Raw genomic sequence first — 21,083 nt, 5'->3', positions numbered from 1 at the left:
AGTCGTCCCTGGCCCTGTGCGCACCGCGCCGCAGCCGCCAAGGAGATGGCTCAAGAGGAGACAACGTGATCAATCACAAACGCCGCAAGGGGCTGTTGAAGTTACTCGCCGAGCACACCGCGGCGAGCGTCGACCAATTGGTCGGCTGGCTCAATTCGTCGCCGGCCACCGTGCGGCGCGATATCGCCTGGCTGGCCGAGCGCAACCTGCTGGTGCGCACGCGTGGCGGTGCGGAAAGCCTGCCGCAAAAAAAACAGCGTACGTTTGCGCTGTCGGGCGAAACATTCCAGAACAATATCGACCGCTGCGCCGCGCAGAAACGCGCGATTGCCCGCCATGCCTGCGGCCTGTGCGCGGACGGCGACACCATCATCATCAACGGCGGCACCACCACCTATCGCATGGTGGAATTCTTGGTCGACAAGCGCCTGAAAATCCTCACCAATTCCTTCATGATGGCCGAGCGCCTCCTGATGACCAGCGAGAACGAAATCATCCTGCCGGGCGGCAAAGTCTACCGCGAGCAGAACGTCATTTTGAGTCCGTTCGACAACGACATCAGCCAGCACCATTACGCCGGAAAAATGTTCATGGGCGTGTACGGCCTGTCGATGCTGGGCCTGATGGAAGCGGACCCGATGCTGATCCAGGCCGAGAAGCGCCTGATCAGCCAGGCCGAGGAACTGATCGTGCTGGCCGACAGCAGCAAGTTCGCGCGCAAGGCCGGCCTGATTTTGTGCGGCCTGAACCGCGTGTCCTGCGTGATTACCGATACGGGCGCGTCCGATGCGGCGGTGCAGATGCTGGAGCAGTCGGGCGTGAAAGTGCTCGCGGTGGCGCCCGAGGTGATGCCGGAATCGACCTTGCTGAACGCCGAGCGGGAATGGCAGGTCCACTAAAAAATAATAAAAAGATGGCCGGGGGCATGGTGCCTACCGCCACATTAATAATAAAAGGAGACGTGGCATGAAGATGAGCAAAATGATGGTGGCGGTGCTCGGTACCTGCATGATGGCCTGCCTGGCCACCGGCGCGCAGGCGGCGGAAAAAATCAAGATCGCGATGGTGGTGAAAAATCTGGGCAACGGCTTTTTCGACGCCGCCCACGAAGGCGCGAACGAAGCGGCCAAGCAGCTGGGCGACGTGGACATCATCTACACGGGCCCGACCACGGCGACCGCCGAAGGCCAGATCGAAATCATCAGCTCGCTGATCAGCCAGAAGGTCAAGGCCATCGTCATTTCCGCCAACGACGCCAATGCGCTGGTGCCGATCACCAAGAAAGCCATGCAGCGCGGCATCAAGGTCATCTCCTTCGACAGCGGCATCGCCAAGGATGGCCGCCTGCTGCAATTGAATCCGTCCAGCCCGGCCCTGATCGGCCAGAAACAGATCGAGATGGCCGCTGACGCCATCGGCGGCACGGGCGAGATCGCCATCCTGTCGGCCACGGCGCAAGCGACCAACCAGAATATCTGGATCGGCGAAATGAAAAAGACGCTGGCCCAGCCCGCGTACGCGAAAATCAAGCTGGTCTCGACCGTGTACGGCGACGACCAGTCTGACAAGAGCTACCGCGAAGCGATTGGCCTGCTGCGCAGCAATCCGAACCTGAAAGCCATCATCGCGCCAACCACGGTCGGCATCAATGCGGCCGGCAAGGCCGTGGTCGACGAGAAACTGGTGGGCAAGGTGTATGTGACGGGCCTGGGCCTGCCCTCGGAAATGGCCGGCCATGTGAAAAGCGGCGCCGTAAAGAGTTTCGCGATCTGGAATCCGATCGACCTGGGCTATGCCGCCACCTATGCGGCGCACCAGTTCGTGACCGGCAAGGCCACGGGCAAGGCGGGCGAATCGATTGCGGTCGGGCGCATGGGCAAGCTGACCGTCGATGCGGCAGGCGAAGCGGCGCTGGCGCCACCGTTCACGTACGACAAGGATAACGTCGACAAGTTCTCGAAGATTTTTTGATGGGCGTTGTATGCAATGACGTCAACTGTAGGTCGGATTAGCGTAGCGTAATCCGACATTGCTGGCGGCTCATGTCGGGTTACGCGCTTGCGCGCTAACCCGACCTACGAAATCTTTACTTGTGTGAACGGATCATGTCACAGAATCCCCCTATTTCGCAGTCCGCGGCGCCGGTATTGCGCCTGCACGGCATCTGCAAGCATTTCCACGGCGTCACTGCGCTCCAAGACGTGGCGCTGACGGTGCGCGCCGGCGAGGTGATGGCGCTGATCGGCGAAAACGGCGCCGGCAAGTCGACCCTGGTCAAGACGCTGACCGGCATCTATCAGCCGGACGCCGGCCATATCGAAGTGGCCGGCAAGCGCATGCTGTTTGCCAGCCCGCAAGACGCGATGGATGCGGGCATTACCGCCGTGCACCAGGAAACCGTGATGTTCGACGAACTGACGGTGGCCGAAAACATCTATATCGGGCGCCAGCCGCAGACCGGCTATCCGGCCCGCATCGACTGGGCGCTGATGGCAAAGCAGGCCGAAGCGATCTTCGCGCGGCTGGAAGTGCAGCTGCCGGTATTGGCCAAGGTCAAGGACCTGAGCGTGGCGCAGCGCCACTTCGTGGAGATCGCCCGCGCGCTGTCGCAGGATGCGCGCGTGGTGATCATGGACGAGCCGACAGCCTCGCTGTCGCAGCGCGAAATCCACGAGCTGTACCGCATCATCGGCCAGCTGCGCGCGGCCGGCACCGCCGTCATTTTCATCTCGCACAAATTCGATGAAATCTTTGCCGTCGCCGACAGCTACACGGTGCTGCGCGACGGCCATTTCGTGGCCGCTGGTTTGCTGGCCGAGATCACCGAACCGCAGCTGGTGTCGCTGATGGTGGGGCGCGCGATCCACCAGGTGTTTCCCAAAGTCACGGTGCCGCTGGGCGCGACCCTGCTGGAAGTATCGCAGTTCTGTCATCCGACCGAATTTCGCGATATTCATTTTTCGGTGCAACAAGGCGAAATCGTCGGCTTCTATGGCCTGGTGGGCGCCGGCCGCTCCGAGGTGATGCAGGCGCTGTTCGGCCTGACGCCGGGCGTCACCGGCCAGGTAAAAATCGCCGGCCAGGAGGTGGCGATCCGCAGCGCCAGCGACGCCATCCGTCATGGCATCGCCTATGTGCCGGAAGACCGCCAGCACCAGGGCGCGCACCTGTCGCTGTCGATCGTGCAGAACATCACCTTGCCGATCCTGGACGGCATCGGTTTTTTCCTGCGCAGCAAGCGGAAACACGAAACGGCCGTCTCGCGCCAGTTCAGCGAACAGCTGGAACTGAAGGCGCACCACTTCACGCAGATGGTGTCGGAACTGTCCGGCGGCAACCAGCAGAAAGTGGTGCTGGCCAAGTGGCTGGCGACGAAACCGAAAGTCATCATTCTCGACGAGCCGACCAAGGGCATCGATATCGGCTCCAAGGCGGCCGTGCACCGCTTTATCAGCGAGCTGGTGACGCAAGGCCTGTCGGTGATCCTGGTGTCGTCCGAATTGCCGGAGGTGCTAGGCATGGCCGACCGCGTGGTGGTGATGCACCAGGGCCATATCAATTGCGTGCTGTCGCGCGCCCAGGCGACGCCGGAAAAAGTGGTCGCCGCCGCGTCCGGCAGCGCGCATCTCAACGAGGAACTCACATGCACTACCTGAAACAACGCGAAGTCCAGCTGGCGCTGCTGATCGTGCTGCTGGCCGGCGCGGTGGGCCTGCGCGCCCCCGTCTTCCTGACCTTCGGCAGCCTGGCCAACCTGCTGACCGACAGCACGCTGTTGATCATGCTGGCGCTGACGCAGATGTTCGTGATCGTCACGCGCGGCATCGATCTGTCCGTGGCGTCGAACCTGGCCTTGTCGGGCATGATGGCGGCGCTGCTGGCGGTCAATTATCCGCACCTGCCGTTGGGGCTGGTGATGCTGGTGGCGGTGCTGATCGGCCTGCTGCTGGGCCTGGTCAACGGCTACCTGATCGGCTACCTGGACCTGCCGCCCATCGTCGTGACCCTGGGCACCATGAGCGTGTACCGGGGCCTGGTGTTCGTGCTGTCCGGCGGCGCCTGGGTCTCGTCGCACCAGATGCCGGCCAACTTCATTGCCTTTCCGCTCGGCCAGTTGTTTGGCGTGACGCACCTGGTATGGATCGCGGCGGTCGCCATTATCGCCACCTGGCTGCTGGCGCGCTATACGCGCTTCGGACGCGACCTGTATGCGATCGGCAACCAGCCGCTGGCGGCGCGCTATGTCGGCATCTCGACGGCGCGCCGGCTGTTCTGGACCTATGGCCTGTCGGGCATGATGGCCGGCCTGTGCGGCTACCTGTGGGTGGCGCGCTATGCGGTCGCGTATTCGGAAATTGCCTACGGCTTTGAATTTACCGTGATCGCCGCCTGCGTGATCGGCGGCATCAGCATTGCCGGCGGCGCAGGGACCGTCGCCGGTGCCGTGCTGGGCGCCATGTTCCTGGCCGTGATCAATAACGCCTTGCCGATCATCAAGGTCTCGCCGTTCTGGCAAAGCGCGCTGACCGGCATCGTGATTCTGACAGCCGTGTTGATCAATGCACGCGGCAACAAAAAGGCCGGCCGCCAGATCCTGCCGCTGGCCATGCTGCAACCCTCTTCAAGGAGCACCGCGTGAACGCGATCTCGACTTCCCTGCACCAGCCTGACGCGGCCCATACGCCACCGGAAAAAGGGCCCGGCTCGCGCTATACCATTCTCGACCGCAAGGCGCACAAGCTGTCGCATTACCTGGCGCACTGGGAGGCGCTGCTGGCGCTGCTGCTGGTGGTGGTCTTCATTGGCAACAGCATCTTTTTGCCGAATTTTTTCGACGCCTACAACCTGGCCGACAGCACTTTCAACTTCAGCGAAAAGGCGCTGATCGCACTGCCGATGGCCTTGCTGATCATCTGCCGCGAAATCGATATTTCCGTTTCCGGCACCCTGGCGCTGTCCTCGGTGGCGATGGGCTTTGCGCATCACCATGGCGTGCCGCCGGCAGGCCTGCTGTTCGTGGCGCTGGGCATGGGCGCCGTCTGCGGCTGCCTGAACGGCGTGCTGGTCACGCGCTTTGCCCTGCCGTCGATCGTGGTGACGATCGGCACCGTGGCGCTGTTTCGCGGCCTGGCCAGCGTGATGCTGGGCGACCAGGCGTATACCGGCTATCCGCAGCTGCTGATCGACTGGGGCCAGGGCTATTTCTTCGACATTATCCCGCGCCCGTTCGTGATTTTGCTGGCGTTTGCCGTGCTGTTTGCGGTGCTGCTGCATGCCACCAGCTGGGGGCGGCGCATCTTTGCCATCGGCTGCAATCCGATGGCGGCGCGTTTCTCGGGCGTGGCGGTGGACCGCTACCGCTTTGCGCTGTTCGTGGCCACCGGCGCCATGGCCGGCCTGGCCGCCTGGTTGCTGACGGGACGCATCGGCAGCACGCGGCCAAATATCGCCATGGGCTGGGAACTGGAAGTGATCACCATGGTGATCCTGGGCGGCGTCAGCATCGCCGGCGGCAAGGGCAGCATCGGCGGCGTAATGCTGGCCGTGCTGCTGCTGGGCATGGTGACCTATGGCCTGGCGCTGCTCAATATTCCCGGCGTGATCATGACCATCGTGGTCGGCATTTTGCTGTTGATCACGATCGCCCTGCCGCGCCTGTTGAACCGCAAACCGACGAAAAAATAATATGGAACAACTCGCTTTCAGAATGCAGCTCAAACCCGGCAATGCCGCCGAATACAAACGGCGCCACGACGCCATCTGGCCCGAGCTGGCCAGCCTGCTGCACGAGTCCGGCGTGCGCGACTACAGCATCTTTCTGGACGAAGCCACGGGCGCGCTGTTTGCCGTGCTGCGCCGCGCGGATGGCCATACGATGGACACGCTGCCGCAGCATCCGGTGATGCGCCGCTGGTGGCAGCATATGGCCGACCTGATGGAAACACAGCCTGATGCCGCGCCGGTGGCCGTGCCGCTGGCGCCCGTGTTTTATCTGGCATGAGGTCGGCCATGATCATCGACGCCACCGTTGTACTCGATATTGGCAAGACCAACGCCAAGCTGACCCTGCTCGATGCGGCCGGCGCCATCCTGACCGAGCGGCGCCGCCCGAACCTGATCCTCAACACCGGGCCGTATCCGCACCACGATACGGAGCGCTTGTGGGAGTGGCTGCAGAGCACGCTGGCGACATTCTCGCGCCTGGCCCATATCACCGCCATCGTGCCCGTCACGCACGGCGCCACGGCCGCGCTGGTGGATGACAAGGGGCTGGTGCTGCCCATCCTGGACTATGAATCGGCCTTGCCGCAAACGCTGGCGGCAGAGTATGAAACTCTGCGTCCCGCCTTTGCCGACAGCCTGTCGCCGCAACTGCCGTGCGGCCTGAACCTGGGCCTGCAGCTGTACTGGCTGGCGACGACCTATCCGGCCGAGTTTGCCCGCGCGCGCCATATATTGACGTACCCGCAATACTGGGCCTGGCGCCTGTCGGGCGTGGCCGCCAGCGAAGTGACCTCGCTGGGTTGCCATACGGACTTGTGGCAGCCGCAGCAGGGCACGTTTTCCTCGCTGGTGCACCGGATGGAGTGGGCGCAGTTATTCCCGCCGCTGCAACCGGCATGGGCTGCGCTGGGGCCGCTGCTGTCGCATGACGCCTTGCCGGACTGCCAGGTGCTGTGCGGCATCCACGACAGCAATGCCTCGCTGCTGCGCTATCTCGATACCGATGCGCACGCGCTGCCGCGCACGGTGCTGTCGACCGGCACCTGGGCAATTGCCGCCGCGTTCGGCGCTTCCTTGAGCCGGCTCGATGAAACGGCCGATATGCTGGCCAATGTCAATGCGCTGGGGCAGCCCGTGGCCTGCATGCGCTTTATGGGCGGGCGCGAGTTTTCCGTGCTGGCGGGGACTTCACCGCAAGTATGCGAGGTGGCCGATATCGCGCGGCTGGTTGAACAAGGCACCTTGGCGCTGCCGTGTTTTGCCGAGTCGGGCGGACCGTTTGTCGGCCAGGCTGGCCGCATCGTCGGGCCGGCACCGCAGACGGCGCAGGAGCACTATGCGCTGGCCACCTTGTATTGCGCGCTGATGAGCGACTATTGCCTCGATGCCCTGGATGCGCAGGGCACGCTCACCGTGGAAGGCAGCTTTACCGACAATCCGCATTTTGCATCCGTGCTGGCGGCGTTGCGGCCACGACAGGACGTGGCCGTGTCGAAGGACGCCAGCGGCACCACGTGCGGCGGCTGGATGCTGCATCGCTGGGGCGCAGTGCCGGTGATGGAGGCGACGGTAGCGCCAATGATGGACGTGGATGATCTGACGGCGTACCGTGCACGATGGAGAGCGTTATTGCAGGTCGGATGAGATCCAAAGGACCGTAATCCGACAACACCACCGGCCTTGGCCAACAATGTTGTCGGATTACGGCCTGCGGCCTAATCCGACCTACGGATCATATTCAGCGCAATGACCGGGCAAAAAAATGCCCTGTCCGCAGACAGGGCAACCCGGAGTAAAGTACAGCGCGAGAGCGATTAACCCGCGGCTTTGACTTTCAGTTCGTTCTTGATTTCTTTCACGCCGCTCACGGAAGCGACGATCTGCACGATGCGGTCGCCGGCTTCAGCACTCGGCACGTCGCCCGACAGGACCACGACGCCTTGTTGCGTTGCTACATTGACTGGCAGGGTAGCGGCTTGGGCATCGGCGCCCAGGGCGGCCTTGGCCGAGGAGGTGATGGTTTCATCAGGGACTGCGGCAGCAGCGTTGGCGGCTACGACGGTGTCAGCAGGAGCTTGTGCTTTTGGTGCGGAGTCAGCGGCATGCGAAGCGGTGATCGAGGCGCCCGACAGAACGATAGCGGCAACCAGGGTATTGAACAGTTTCGATGTTTGCATGGTAGTTCCTCTCAATAAAGTTAAAAGCTTCTTACTTAGTTAAAGCAACACTTTGGAGCGTTACATAGGACCATACAGCAAACACCGTGCCAGCTTTTAATATCCCTTTCAAATCAATCACTTATATTCAAACCGCGTTTTTCCGTGCTGGCACGGCCGGAAAAACCGCGCTTTTTGTCGCCTGACAGCGACACGATGTGAGCACAATATCAAGCCGCCCTGTTAACCCTTTGATTTCAAACGGTTTATTTTTGTCGCTATTCGGCGACAGGGTCGTTTTCACCGCGGAACAGGGCCGGCGTCAGCTCGTATTTCTGCAATAAGCGGTAGAACTCGGTGCGGTTGCGGTCGGCCAGGCGCGCCGCGTCGGCCACATTGCCGTCGGTCAGGCGCAGCAATTGAATCAGGTAGTCGCGTTCGAAGCGCTGCTTCGCTTCGTTATAGCTGAGCGCTTCGAGCGATGGCACGCGCAGCGCGCGCTGCACCAGCGTCAACGGGATCAGCGGCGCGGTGGCCAGCGCGCAGACCTGCTCGACCACATTGACCAGCTGGCGCACATTGCCGGGCCAGGGCGCGCCGACCAGGGCCGTCAAGGCGTCGGGTGCAAAGCCGTTCAGCGGTTTTTGATACTTGTCGGCCAGCTTGTGCAGGAAGTGGTTCGCCAGCAGCGCGATGTCTTCGCGGCGCTCGGCCAGCGGCGGCAGGGTCAAAGTGACGACATTGAGGCGGTAATACAGGTCTTCGCGGAACTGGCCTTCGGCCATCGCCACGTCGAGGTCGCGGTGCGTGGCCGACAGCAGGCGCACGTCGATGGGCCGCGTCTGGTCGGAGCCGACCGGACGCACGGCCCGCTCCTGCAGCACGCGCAGCAGTTTGACCTGCAGCGGCAGCGGCATGTCGCCGATCTCGTCCAGGAACAGGGTGCCGCCATCGGCCGCCTGGAACAGGCCTTCGCGGTTGCCGACCGCGCCTGTAAACGAGCCCTTCACGTGGCCGAACAGTTCGGATTCGAGCAGCTGCTCGGGGATCGCGCCGCAGTTGACGGCAATAAACGGCGCCTTGGCGCGGCGGCTGGCATTGTGCAGCGCGCGCGCCAGCAATTCCTTGCCGGTGCCGCTGGGGCCGCGAATCAATATGCTGGCGTCGGACCCGGCCACCAGTTTTGCTTCGGCCAGCAGCTCGGCCATCTGCGAGCTGCGGCTGATCAGCTCGGCGCGCCAGCTCTCGTCGCTGGACGCAGCGGCCGGCATCACGGTCGACAGGTTGACGGCATACGCCACTTTTTCCATCAGCGCCTTGCCGTCGAACGGTTTAGTCAGATACGCAAACGCGCCGCGCGCGGTGGCATCGACGGCGTCGGGAATGGTGCCATGGGCGGTGAGCAAAATCACCGGCAGCGCCGAATGCTGGCGGCGTATATCGTCGAACAGGGCCAGGCCGTCGCGGCCCGGCAATTGCACGTCGGTAATGACCAGCGCCGGCAGTTCGACCGCCAGGCGCGCCAGCGCCGCTTCCGCGCTGGCAACCGCCGTCACGCGATAGTTGCCCGCCTGCAGGCGGATGGTCAGCAGGCGCAGCAGGTCCGGGTCGTCATCGACCAGCAAGACATGGGCTTGATTCTGTTCGCTCATTTCGGCGCTCCCGCGGCTGGCCGCACCGACAGGCTGCGCTCGATGTTCTTCAGCGCTTCGAGTTTTTCATTGAGTTGATCATTGCGGCGCTGCGCGTCGCGCACCTGGCCGTTGAGCCGTTCCACCGTCTCGTCCTGGCGCCGCAAGTCCGCATACTGGCCGGACAGGAACTGCGCCAGCGGCGCCAGCAGTTTCGCTTCGTCGCTGCTCGCCTGCGTGATCGAATCGAGCAGCGTCTGCGCGCGCGTGAGATCCCCCGGCGTGCGCAGGGTGGCCTGCAGCATGGCGCGGCGGATCGTGTTTTGTGGCGCATGGTCGGCGCGCGACAGCTCCAGCTGGGCTTTCACCAGTTCGGACGACGACATCGCGCGCACGCTGGCCTGGTAGGCCAGCAGCTCGGTGAGGGTGGGATCGGCCACGACCACGATGCGCGGCGGCGTCTGCACCAGCACGGCAGTCTGTTTCACGGGCTGGGCGGCGCAGCCGGCCAGCAGCAGGGCGCAGGCGGCAAGCAGGGCCGCAGGAAGTTTCGTCATCATAAAGGCAGTTCTATCCGAAAGTGAGCGCCGGCCGGGCGCGGTAAAAGAAGGACGCGGCCCTCGTGGGCGGCAATATATTCGCGCACGATGGACAGGCCGATGCCGTTGCCGTTGCGCGCGCCGGCCATCTGGCGCACGCCCTGGTAAAACGGTTCAAAAATGCGTTCAAAGTCTTCGGGCGCAACGCCGGCGCCCTGGTCGATGCAGTCGATGCGGGCGCAACCCTGGTCGCCCGACAGTTCGAAGCGCACGCTGCCGCCTTCCGGGCTGAAACGCACGGCGTTCGACAGCAGGTTGGCCAGCACGGTGGCCAGCTTGTCCCGGTCGGCCTGCAGCACCAGCGAGTCGCCGCGCACATCGATGCTCAGGCGGCGCGCCTGCCATTGCAGCTGCTGCGCCGCCACCACCTCCTGCAGCAGGTCCAGCAAGTCGACCTTGCCGAGCGCCAGGTGCTGGGCGTCAAAGGCGGCGGTATTGTAGCGCAGCAAGTCTTCGATCTGGGTCTGCAGCGACGCCGTGTTCTGCTGCAGGATGCCGGCAATTTCGCGCTGGCCATCGCTCAGTTTGCCGGCCACCTCGTCTTCCAGCAGCGCCACGCCTTCGCGCAGCGCCGCCAGCGGGGTTTTCAGCTCGTGCGAGATATGGCGCAAAAAACGTTCCTTGTCCGCGTCCAGGCTCGCCAGGCGCTGGCGCAGCCAGTCCAGCTGCTGGCCCACGCGGCGCGTATCGGCCGGGCCGCCGACCACGATGGCTTGGTCGTAGCGCTTGTCGCCCAGGCGTTCGATGGCGCGTTCGATGCGGCGCAGCGGGCGCGACAAAATAAAGCCGAAACAGATCGCCAGCACGGCCGCCAGCAGCACGGCGCCGATTACCAGCAGCCCCAGCAGCTGGCGCTGGCGTTCCAGTTCAACCAATAAATCGTCGTTGCGGCTGCCGATTTCCGTCTTGCTGTCGCGCGCCACCGTGTCGTTGATCTGCGCCATGCGCACGAACGCGCGCGACACCACCGCATGGCCATCGCGCTTGCGGCGTTTGCCAGCCTGCAAGACCTGCCAGGCAGCCTCGGCCTGCGCCGTCCACTCGTCGGCCAGCTGCGGCGCAAAATGCGGCGTGGCGCGGTTCAGCATGGTCAAGGCCGCGGCCGCCTCTTCGCGCGCAGCCGCATAGCGCTCGCGAAACACGGGGTCGTCGAGCACCATGAACTGGCGTGCGCTGCGCTCCATGGCCAGCGTGCGTTCGGCCAGGCGCTGCGACTGTTCCGTCAGGGTAATGGCCTGCGCCGCCGTGTCGCGCCCCAGCTGGGCCAGGTGTTCCAGCGTCAGCAGCGCTTGCACGGAAGTGGCGGCCATGATGCCGGCGGTCAGGATAAAAGCGGCAAACAGCAGCTGGCGAAAGGAAAGTCTGAACAAGGGGCGGCCTTCGGCTCGGTGAGCGTGGGAAAAGGCGCATGGTACGCCAAGCAGGCGCAGCATGACGCCGTCTTCCGGCAAATGGCCGATATTACAAGATTGCCGGTTTGCCTGCAGTCCAGGATGCCGGCGGCGCACGGCGAATAGTCCTAGTACAATAGGAAAACTCTTGATCCAGCCATCGCGCTGGCGGCCAGCTCTGGCTTTTCGCCGTGTTGCCCCCAGATATGATGCAAGCCCTACCGAATCGTCGCCGTTCCAACAAACCCACAGCAGAGACCCCATACCGCATGAGCACATTTGAAAAAGTCAGCAGCAACTTCATTCCAGTCTTGCAGGCCACCATCGAGCAATACGTCGAGCCCGCATCGGGCATGCGCCATATCCATATGCATACCGAGCAGGCTGAAATGGTGTTCCTGGTGGCCTTTCCCACCGTGCCTGAAGTAAGCGACGGGCGCGCGCACATCCTGGAACACCTGGCCCTGTGCGGCTCGGCCCGCTATCCGGTACGCGACCCGTTCTTCTCGATGCTGCGCCGCTCGACGGCCACCTTCATGAATGCGATGACCTATCCGGACCGCACCGTGTACCCGTTCGCCAGCACCGACCGCAAGGATTTCTTCAATCTGCTCGATGTGTACCTGGACGCGGCGTTCTTCCCGAACCTCGATTACCTGAACTTCCGCCAGGAAGGCTGGCGCCACGCGTTCGAAGGCGACAAGCTGGTCTACCAGGGCATCGTCTTCAATGAAATGAAGGGCGCCTTCAACAGCCCGATGCGCGCGCTCGACAGCGGCATTGCCAGCACCTTGTTGAAAGGCACCACGTACCAGGTGGAGTCGGGCGGCGATCCGCTCGATATTCCCGACCTGACGCACGAAATGCTGAAAGAATTCCACGCCAGCCACTACCATCCGTCGCAAGCCGTCATCATGACCGCCGGCAATATCGAAGCGTCGGCGGTGCAGCAGCAGGTGGCCGAGCGTGTCTTGTCGAAACTGAGCGGCTTTAGTCCGCGCCGCCTGCCGCAGCTGGCCCCCGCCTGGACCGCGCCGCAGGAAAACGTGGTGAAAATTCCGTCGCAGGAAGCGCGCGACGACGAGTTCGGCTTGCAGTTTGCCTGGCTGCTGGGCGAATCGTCCGATCCGCTGGCGTTCTATCATGCGCACCTGCTGTCGGCCGGCCTGCTGGGCGAATCGTCGGCGCCCGTGATGCGCGCGATGGAGTCGGCCGGTTACGGCCGTCCGTCCGACATGAACGGCCGCGACGCCGGCACGCGCCAGATGGTGTTCCATATCGGCATGGAAGGCCTGACGGAAGAACAGATCGCCGACGCGCATGCGCGCATCTGGGCTGCGCTGGAAGAAACCGCGGAAGAGGGCATTCCGGCCACCGTGCTGCATGCGGCGCTGCGCGACATCAAGTACAGCCAGCGCGAGATCAGCAGTGGCCGCATGCCGTACGGCCTGGGCCGCTTGCTGCACGCCTTGCCGCTGGCCATGTATGGCGGCGACGTGATGGATGCGTTCGACAATGCGGCCATCCTGGAAACGCTGGAACAGCAGATCGACGACCCGGAATTTTTCAAGCAGCTGGTGCGCGACCTGATCGCCAACCCGACCCGTTTGACCACCCGCGTGGTGCCGGACAGCGCCTTCTTTACGGAACGCGCCGCGCAGGAAGACGCCAAACTGGCGGCGCTGCAGGCCAGCCTGAGCGACGAGCAGCGCGCCCATATCGTGGCCGAGTCCGCCGCGCTGGACGCGCACCAGCAATTGCCGTCGAACTCGGAAGTGCTGCCGCGCATCCGTCCAAGCGACGTCAGCGCGCATCCGCGTCCGGCGCTGGCGATTCCCGAAGCCGTCAACGGCGCGGTGGCGTTTTCGATCGCCTCGAACGGCATCAGCTACGCCAACGTGCTGTACGACGTGTCGCACCTGCCGGAAGCGTCGTGGCCATGGCTGCGGCTGTACACGGACCTGGCGCCGGAATTGGGCGTGGGCGACATGTCGTTCGACGACGCCAGCGCCTGGCGCCAGAGCATGGTGCCGTCGTTCCATATCGGCCTCGAAGCGATTCCCCGTCCGCAGCAGACCATGCGCGTGGAACTGTCGTTCTCGGCCAGCGGCCTGCGCGAAGAGCACGAGGCGATCGCGGCCGTGCTGTCGGCCTGGATCGCCAAGCCGCGCTTCGATGAAGAAGAGCGCCTGGCCTTCCTGATCGAGAGCCTGGTGCAGGACAAACTCTCCAGCCTGGCCGAATCGGGCAACCGCTACGCCATGCTGGCCTCGACCGCGCCGCTGTCGCCGATGCGCCGCTTCGACGATATCGTTGGCGGCCCGGCCGCGCTGCCGTTCTACCGCCGCCTGCAGCAGCTGAGCAAGACTTCCGAGGGCCTGCAGGAAATCGCACGCGAGCTCGACGCCCTGCATGCGCACATCATCGCGCAGCCGCCGATCGTGCTGTGCGCCGGCCTGGAGCAGGACGGCCTGGAACTGGCCGGCCTGCTGGACCTGCCAAGCGTCGACGCGGTAGCGGCCGCCGAAGAAGCGATCGAAGAGGGTGCGGTGAACGCGCCGCCGGTGGTGCCGCTGGCGCTGGCCAATACGGCGCTGCATGCGACCAGCCAGATCAACCACTGCTTCGTGTCCTGGCCCGTGCCTGGCGTGCACAGCCCGGATGCGGCGGCGCTGGCCGTGGCCGCCGAGCTGATGACCAACCAGGTGCTGCATACGGCCCTGCGCGAAAAAGGCGGCGCCTATGGCGGCAGCGCCAGCTATGCGGCCGGCGCCGGCACGTTCACGCTGAGCTCGTACCGCGATCCGCGCCTGGCCGGCACCTATGCCGACTTCGACGTGACCCTGACGCAGATCCTCGACGGCGAATTCTCGCAGGAGCAGGTCGAAGAAGCGATCATCTGCGTGATCAAAGGCCTGGACAAGCCGCACTCGCCGTATGCGGAAGCGCTGACCGCGTGGAACATGCAGCAGCGCGGCACCACCGAAGCGGTGCGCCAGCAGTTCCGCACCGGCGTGCTGACCTGCACGCTGGAGCAGATCAAGGCGGTCACGCGCACCTGGCTGAAAGACGGCCAGCCGAGCCGCGCCGCGTTTGCGGGCAATACCACGCAGGACCTGGCGGGGCTGGAGGTGGTGGATTTGTTGGCGCTGGCGAGCTGAGCCAAATGATGTCGGGTAGAGCCAACAATGATGTCGGATTACGCGCTTGCGCGCTAATCCGACCTACCCGACCTACCCGACCTACCGGCCCTACGTGCGCTGCATCATGATGGGATTGCCGCCGGTTCCATAAACATCACTTCCCACTGATGCCCATCGGGGTCCTGGAAGCTGTGGCCGTACATGAAGCCGAAATCGAGCGGATCCTTGTAGATGCTGCCGCCGGCGGCTACCGCTTTCGCCACCAGCTGGTCGACTTCCGCCCGGCTCTCCGCCGAAATACACACCAGCACTTCCGTCGCCTGCGACGTATCGCACAGCTGCTTGGGCGTGAACTGGCGGAATTTTTCTTCCGTCAACAGCATCACGAAACTGGTTTCGCTGACGATCATGCAGGTCGCGGTGGCATCGGTGAAATGGGCATTGAAACTGAAGCCCAGGGCCGTGAAAAATGTCACGGAACGGTCCAGGTCCCTGACGGGCAGGTTGACAAACAGATTGCGGGCCATCGTATCTCCTTGAAGTGAGTCGGAAAGGTGCCGGCCGATTTTACCCGCCGCCGTCAAACGCCGGCGCGCCCCACGGTCTTCGGCGCATGGCCAAAATAGCGGCTGAAGGCAGCGCTGAAATTGGCCGGGTGGCGATAGCCCACCTGCCAGCCCGCCTGCGCCACCTGACAGCCGGACTCCAGCAACAGTTTCGCGCGCTGCATGCGCAGCGCCAGCAGCGTGCGGTACGGACTGTCGTCATAGCGGCGGCGCCAGCCCTGCTTGAACTTGAACAGGCTCAGGCCCACCTGAGCGCACAGGTAAGCCAGCGTCAGTTCCTGCCCGAGTTGCTCCTCCATCAGCGCATGCGCACGCTCGATTTTCGCGATATCCGTGTCGCGCCAGCGCATTGCCATGACCGGTGCCGGCTGCAAGGCCCGCAGCTGTTCCGCCAGCAGGCTCAACACCCCGATATGCAGGGCCAGCGCATCGTTCTGTTTCCACAGCGACTGGGCCAGTTGCGTACCGGCGCGCGTGGTCGAGGCAAACGCCAGCGGCCGCACGCCATGCGCCGGCAGCACATCGGCGTGGCCATAGCGCGCCAGCGCGTGTTCATCGATCAGCACGCGCAATTGCGCCACGCGCTGGCCCGCCTCGAAACGGCGCTCGCCGCTGCCCTGGCGAAACGCCGATACGGTCGTATGGCCCGGCTCGAAGCGCAACTGCGCGCCGTCCTGCCCGACATAGCCCGATCTGCCCTGCAGTCCCATGGTAATCACCAGCCCACCGGCTTCGCCGCTGCGCACTACCTGCTCGACCAGCGCCTGGCGCGGGTGAAAATCGGAATGCACCAGCAGCAAACCCTGGTCCAGCGTGGTCTGCTCAAAACGGCCCGCGCCGCCACCGGCATCGCGCTGGCGGCGCATCCATTCGGGTGTTTCGCGTTCCTGTAACGGCATGCCTGCTCCTTTCAACGCAATGCAGATGAAATGCGCCGGATTGCATACAAATGCAAATGATAATTATTCTCATTGTTGCATAAAATGGCGTTCATGACACCACTACTTGACAGGAAATCACCATGAACTTCCATGCCTTTCATGACGAGCATGCGCTGCAACCATATTGGGATCTGGCCATCGCGCCAGTGCAGGGCGACGCCCTGGCTGCCATGCTGGAACTGGGACTATTCGACGCGCTGGAAACGCCGCAGACGGCCGCCCAACTGGCGGGCGCGCTGGAGCTGGACGTACCGCATACGGCGCTGTTGCTGGAACTGCTGTGGAGCATGCGGCTGCTGGACCGTACCGAGGCCGGTGATGCCGTCAGCGCCTGGCGCTGCAGCGCCACGGCCCTGCACTATTTTTGCCGCAGTTCGTCCAGTTTTTGCGGCGACGCCTGGCTGTACCGGCTGCATGCACTGCGCGATTTTGGCACGCAATTGAACACCCTGATGCACGACGGTGGCCACCCCACGCCGTACCAGACCGCAAGCGGCGTCAACTGGGCGTTGGCGGCCCGGCAGCAGATCGGCCAGGAACAGCGCGCCGTTACCATGCGCGCAGCGCTGTCGGTCATGCAGCGCATTGCCCCGTTCAGCTCGCCCGATGCCAGGCTGCGCCTGCTCGATCTCGGTGGCGGCCCCGGCTGGGTGGCGATCGCGCTGGCGCAAGCGCATGCGGGGCTGCAAGGCACCGTATTCGACTGGCCCGAAACGGTGGCCGTCGCCAGCGCCAATATTGCCCACGCAGGCCTGTCCGGCCGGCTTGGCACCCTGGGTGGCGACCTCGACAGCGACGAACTCGGCGGCGAGTACGATCTGGTCTGGTGCTCGTCCGTGCTGCACTTCGTTGCCGACCTGCCAGCGGTGCTGCGCAAGATGCACGCGGCACTGAGGCCCGGTGGCGTGCTGGTCTGCGTGCAGGCGGAGATTGCGCCCACGCCCGACGACGCCTCGCGCGTGCTGCCCTATTACTTGCCGATGCGCATGCTGGGGCGCCTGGTTACGCGCCAGGGCGAACTGGCGGGCCAGCTGCGCAGCGCCGGCTTGGTCCAGATCGAGCAGTACCAGGCCAGCGATTTTCCAATGGCGCCGGTACAGGTGCTGATCGCGCGCAAGGCAGGCTGAACTGGCGCAGCCTGGCGCCTACTGCCCGACGAAGATGCCGTCGCTTTCAGGCGAGGCGATTTTCAGCCCGGCATCGCCTGCGCAGTAAAACGGATGGCCATGGATACCCGTCAGTCCCACCACGCATGTGTCGCCACCGGTCAGTTCATCGATCACCGAAGCGATCACGGCGCTGTTGGGTGCTGGCTGCTGCAGATCCTTGAACCAGGCATCAGGATATTCTCCTGCAGGAATCTGGCCTGCATGGGCATACGTGCCCAGCGAAGCGTGATCGGCAGCATAGATAAAACACTTGTCGTAGCCCGCCGCCAGCGAGGCGACCAGCATCTGCCGGTAGCAGCGCTCGGTGCCGGCCGCCGTCATGTTCGCAGGTCCCCAACTGCTACTGTCGGTGCTGCCCGTCATGTTGAACTCGGTATTCCAGACAGGACCTGACCAGCCCGCTTTGGCTGCGGCCAGCTTGACGCGGCTGCCAGTCAGGCTCAGGTCGCCAAAGATGGTGTTGTTCGGATAGGCCACATCGGAGCCGGGATTGCCATAGCCAGCCTGATCCAGCAGTGTCATATTGATCGTCTTGTTGTCGGGTGGGGCTCCCGGGCCGCCACGGCGGGAAAACGAGCCGTAGTTGTGATGCGCCAGCACATCAATGTAATCCTTGCCCGTCTTGCCAGCACCATCGCCACGGTTGCCGACCGTCACAGGATGGCTGGCACTGGCCCCCAGGAAGGCGGCGGCCAGCGCCGACTCGCCTCCTTGAAACGGTGGACTGCACACGAGCACATTCAAGCCCTTCTCCGCAGTCAGGTCCCTGGCCAGGCGACACAGGACTGCCAGGTTGCTCAGAAAGCCGCCGGCATAGGTGGCAGCGGGCGAGGCATAGTAATCCTGGGCCGCGAAATAGCTGTTCGGAATATTAGTGGAAGCAAAATAATCAGGACTCGCTTCATTGGCCATTTCCAGCGCGCCCAGTGTATTGCCATACATGGCGGCGATATCGAGCACACCGCTCAGCAATGTCTTGATACGCGTGTAATAGGCGGTGGAATTTGTCGACAGAAATTCACCCGTGGACAAACCCTGTTCCACGAACCGGCCCGCCTGGCCCTCTTTCGATTCGACGTAAGTCATGCTGTTCAGGCTCATGTTGAGCAGCACGCGCACGCCTTTGGCGCGTGCGCTGTCGAACAGCAGGTGCAGCTTGGAAAAATCATGCGTGCCATCGGGCCGCAGCATCCCTGTATAAAAATTCTGGTTCGTGATGCGGCCATACTGGCTGGCCGGGCGGCTGCCTGCACTGGCCGTGACGCCGGCCGCCATGAAGTCGCCATCGAAGATGCGGCCATGCGGATTCGGATCGAAAGCACGCACCCAGCCCATGCGGCCATCGTATTCCGCATGCCAGCGCGATGGATTGGGGGAATTGAAATAACCAGGCTTGGCAGGGTTGACCGACGGATCGTAAGGCCAGCGGATATAGTGAATGCCGAAATTATCCTTGCTCAATGGACGGCTGACGGCAATCGCGGAAGGGGCCGGGATCGTGCGCACGACTTGCGCCTGCGGCAGCAGTGTGACGTTGACAGCGCGCGCGCTGTCATACGTGATGCCGATGCCGTTCGCGCCCGTCTCGCCCACATAGCAGTTCATCGGGCTCAGCTCGGCTGCAGGTGTCAGGCCGGCCGCTGTCGTCGCCAGCGCGGGCGCATCGCGCACCAGGTCGCGCAGCGATTGCGCCGCATTCCCATTGAGATGGTAGTACAGGTCTTGGCTGGCGTCGGCTACCGCGCCGGCGCTGCTGAAATACTGCCCCGCCGCCATGAAGGCCAACTGGCGCGGATCAAGCGCTTTGCTGGTGAAAAAGACTTTTGCGATATCAAAGCCGCCCGCGTTGTCGGCATCCGGCCCGATCAGGATGCTGCCATTCATGCCCGCATACGCGCCGCTCGCCATCGCCGGGATACTGCCGCCATACACGGTCGGCAAGCGGTGCGCAGGAGGGGTGTCAACCAGTGGCGCCCACAGTATCGAGATCGAGTCCGCCTGCAACTGCGCGCTGGTTTCCTGGCCATTGCTGACAGAAAGAATTTGCTCGCTGCCGGCGGCAGGATTCTTGCGCAAGAAGACCCAGACCCAGCGTCCCGTACTGGCGAAAGCGGAGTAGGGTGATGTCGCGCCCTGGCGCGCAGCGATCACGCCGGCATCCTGTCCCGCCACCGCAGGCTTGGGCATGACCAGGCGGATACAGCCGGGATTGGCAAACGACGGGCCTTCATACCCCAGCCACAATGGCTTGCCCGCCGCGTTCGCCACAGCGAGCAGGCGCAATGGCGGCTTCGTTCCCGGTGCTTCATCGAGTATCTTCACCAGCACGCCCAAGGTCCAGGCCGGACCCATCAGATCAATGGCAGGCAAGGTAACAGACGAACTCGCCGCCAGGAAGCGCAGGGTCTGCGGCAGCAAGGCGACATGTACTGCGGTATTGCTCAAGCCATCGCCGTTATGCACTTTCACGCTACCCGCGTTCACGCCGTTATCGGGCATCTGCAGCGTCAGCGTTGCGGCCGCGCCCGCAACCGACTGCAGCACCTGCGGGCCGCCGGCAAGGCGGTAATGATTGGTCACTTGAGAAAGGTTGTTCATCAGCAGAAACTCCAGGTAAGAGTGAGGGCAAGAAAGGCCGTTGCCAGATGGCTAAACACCAAAAAATCTTAGCATATTGATTTTTTGTTATTGGACCAATCCATGCTCCCTCTCCCGGCCACCTGCGCTCCTGCGCCTGTGACAACACAGAAAAAATCATGGGCCTGTCAGATGAGGCCTCCGTACACGGGACAGACAGGCTAACTGTCCGCAGGCCCTTGCAACGACTCGATCAGCAGCAGCGCCAGCCGCTCGACCGGCGGCCTCGGCGTCTGCGCGCCGCGCAGCAATTCCAGCGACAGCGACGGCAGCGCGGGCAGGCCCGACTCCTCGGCATCGAGCGCGCAGACGGAAGCCGGCAAGCCGTAGCCGGTGCGCACGGTCACGCCCAGGCCAGCCGCAGCTGCCGCCCACAGGCCACCCAGGCTGGGACTGGTAAATGCGATGCGCCAGGCGATGCCGGCGCGGTCGAGCGCGTCGGTGGCGCAGCGCTGGAACAAACATGGGCGATCGAACGCGATCAGCGGCAGCGGCTCGCCCGCCTGCGGCTGCCATGGCACGCTGGCCGAAGCGATCCAGCGCATGGTCGGCTGGGCGATCAGGGTACGCCGCTGCGCGGGCCAGGTGACCAGGTCCTGCATGCCACTGCAACCCCACAGCAACGCCAGGTCCATCTGCTCCATCGCCAGGCGTTCCATCAGTTCCGAATTGTGCGCCACATGCGCCTCGATGCGCACCTTGGGATGGGCGCGCGAAAAGCGCCCCAGCACGGCCGGCAGCAGCACTTCGCCAAAATCCTCCTGCAGACCCAGTTTGATCCAGCCCTCCAGCTCCACCCCGCGCAGGGCCACAGCGGCCTCGTCGTTCAGCTCGACCATGCGGCGCGCATAGGCCAGCAGCACGTCGCCCGCGTCCGTCAGCGCCAGCCCGCGGCCCGACTTGCGAAACAGCGGCATGCCGGCCTGCTCTTCGAGTTTTTTCAGCTGCGCGCTGACGGCCGAGGTGGAACGGCCGACTTTATCGGCCGCGCGCGCAAAGCTGCCCAGCTCGATGCCGGCCACATAACTGCGCAAAAAGGCGATGTCAAAATTAAGCCTGTTCATGACCGTCCGGTTTTATAAAACAATAAGATGAAAATTATCTGATATTCAGAACCATCGTACTG

General features: G+C 63.7%; 17 protein-coding genes. 9 read left to right on the top strand and 8 right to left on the bottom strand.

Annotated features, from left to right (window positions below; genetic code table 11):
* Positions 1-65 precede the first annotated feature (65 nt).
* The 7 genes from RTQ46_RS08620 (at position 66) to RTQ46_RS08590 (ending at position 7,368) form a co-directional block, all read left to right on the top strand.
* Positions 66-899, top strand: a complete 834-nt coding sequence (locus RTQ46_RS08620; protein WP_312435892.1) for a DeoR/GlpR family DNA-binding transcription regulator — start codon at positions 66-68, stop codon at positions 897-899.
* A gap of 73 nt (positions 900-972) precedes the next feature.
* Positions 973-1,971 carry a rhamnose ABC transporter substrate-binding protein gene (gene rhaS / locus RTQ46_RS08615; protein WP_409518311.1) on the top strand — a complete coding sequence of 333 codons (999 nt, stop codon included), beginning with the start codon at positions 973-975 and terminating at the stop codon, positions 1,969-1,971.
* A gap of 134 nt (positions 1,972-2,105) precedes the next feature.
* On the top strand, positions 2,106-3,656 hold the full coding sequence (locus tag RTQ46_RS08610) for a sugar ABC transporter ATP-binding protein (protein WP_312435891.1): 1,551 nt from the start codon (positions 2,106-2,108) through the stop codon (positions 3,654-3,656).
* The gene (locus tag RTQ46_RS08605) at positions 3,644-4,639 is read left to right on the top strand and encodes an ABC transporter permease (RefSeq protein WP_312435890.1); all 996 of its coding nucleotides are present in this window, start codon (positions 3,644-3,646) and stop codon (positions 4,637-4,639) included. The genes RTQ46_RS08610 and RTQ46_RS08605 overlap by 13 nt, the downstream gene beginning before the upstream one ends.
* 5 nt (positions 4,640-4,644) lie before the next feature.
* Complete coding sequence (locus RTQ46_RS08600; RefSeq protein WP_312435996.1) at positions 4,645-5,685, top strand: ABC transporter permease; 1,041 nt, start codon at positions 4,645-4,647, stop codon at positions 5,683-5,685.
* Position 5,686: 1 nt separating this feature from the next.
* A complete protein-coding gene (rhaM, locus tag RTQ46_RS08595; RefSeq protein ID WP_312435889.1) occupies positions 5,687-6,001 on the top strand; it encodes an L-rhamnose mutarotase in 315 nt (104 codons plus the stop codon).
* A gap of 8 nt (positions 6,002-6,009) precedes the next feature.
* Complete coding sequence (locus RTQ46_RS08590; RefSeq protein WP_312435888.1) at positions 6,010-7,368, top strand: FGGY family carbohydrate kinase; 1,359 nt, start codon at positions 6,010-6,012, stop codon at positions 7,366-7,368.
* 170 nt (positions 7,369-7,538) lie between these two features.
* Here RTQ46_RS08590 and RTQ46_RS08585 read toward each other — a convergent pair whose 3' ends face one another.
* The 4 genes from RTQ46_RS08585 to RTQ46_RS08570 form a co-directional block, all read right to left on the bottom strand.
* Positions 7,539-7,901: a BON domain-containing protein gene (locus tag RTQ46_RS08585; RefSeq protein ID WP_308923178.1), complete on the bottom strand. Its 363-nt coding sequence runs from the start codon at positions 7,899-7,901 to the stop codon at positions 7,539-7,541.
* Between the two features lie 257 nt (positions 7,902-8,158).
* A complete protein-coding gene (locus RTQ46_RS08580) occupies positions 8,159-9,532 on the bottom strand; it encodes a sigma 54-interacting transcriptional regulator (RefSeq protein ID WP_312435887.1) in 1,374 nt (457 codons plus the stop codon).
* A complete protein-coding gene (locus tag RTQ46_RS08575; RefSeq protein WP_312435885.1) occupies positions 9,529-10,071 on the bottom strand; it encodes a hypothetical protein in 543 nt (180 codons plus the stop codon). Before RTQ46_RS08575 ends, RTQ46_RS08580 begins: the two co-directional genes overlap by 4 nt.
* The gene (locus RTQ46_RS08570) at positions 10,068-11,480 is read right to left on the bottom strand and encodes a HAMP domain-containing sensor histidine kinase (protein WP_312435884.1); all 1,413 of its coding nucleotides are present in this window, start codon (positions 11,478-11,480) and stop codon (positions 10,068-10,070) included. The genes RTQ46_RS08575 and RTQ46_RS08570 overlap by 4 nt, the downstream gene beginning before the upstream one ends.
* Before the next feature lie 290 nt (positions 11,481-11,770).
* Between RTQ46_RS08570 and RTQ46_RS08565 the strand changes: the two genes are divergently transcribed.
* The gene (locus RTQ46_RS08565) at positions 11,771-14,662 is read left to right on the top strand and encodes an insulinase family protein (protein WP_312435883.1); all 2,892 of its coding nucleotides are present in this window, start codon (positions 11,771-11,773) and stop codon (positions 14,660-14,662) included.
* Positions 14,663-14,766: 104 nt separating this feature from the next.
* Here the strand turns inward: RTQ46_RS08565 and RTQ46_RS08560 are convergent, their stop codons facing one another.
* Positions 14,767-15,171 (bottom strand): VOC family protein, encoded by a 405-nt coding sequence (locus tag RTQ46_RS08560; RefSeq protein ID WP_312435881.1) that lies wholly within the window; start codon positions 15,169-15,171, stop codon positions 14,767-14,769.
* 53 nt (positions 15,172-15,224) lie between these two features.
* Positions 15,225-16,109, bottom strand: coding sequence for an AraC family transcriptional regulator (locus RTQ46_RS08555; RefSeq protein ID WP_312435880.1), 885 nt, complete (start codon positions 16,107-16,109; stop codon positions 15,225-15,227).
* 122 nt (positions 16,110-16,231) lie between these two features.
* Between RTQ46_RS08555 and RTQ46_RS08550 the strand changes: the two genes are divergently transcribed.
* Positions 16,232-17,278, top strand: coding sequence for a class I SAM-dependent methyltransferase (locus RTQ46_RS08550; protein ID WP_312435878.1), 1,047 nt, complete (start codon positions 16,232-16,234; stop codon positions 17,276-17,278).
* 18 nt (positions 17,279-17,296) lie between these two features.
* Here the strand turns inward: RTQ46_RS08550 and RTQ46_RS08545 are convergent, their stop codons facing one another.
* Together RTQ46_RS08545 and RTQ46_RS08540 are read right to left on the bottom strand one after the other, a co-directional pair.
* Positions 17,297-19,918 carry a hypothetical protein gene (locus RTQ46_RS08545; RefSeq protein WP_312435877.1) on the bottom strand — a complete coding sequence of 874 codons (2,622 nt, stop codon included), beginning with the start codon at positions 19,916-19,918 and terminating at the stop codon, positions 17,297-17,299.
* A gap of 200 nt (positions 19,919-20,118) precedes the next feature.
* Positions 20,119-21,021, bottom strand: coding sequence for a LysR substrate-binding domain-containing protein (locus RTQ46_RS08540; protein ID WP_312435875.1), 903 nt, complete (start codon positions 21,019-21,021; stop codon positions 20,119-20,121).
* Between the last annotated feature and the right edge of the window lie 62 nt (positions 21,022-21,083).

The sequence above is a fragment of the Janthinobacterium sp. genome (genome assembly GCF_031995485.1).
GTDB lineage: Bacteria > Pseudomonadota > Gammaproteobacteria > Burkholderiales > Burkholderiaceae_D > Janthinobacterium.
Note: the sequence above shows the minus strand (reverse complement) of the source record. Positions and strands in the feature narration are given on the sequence as shown.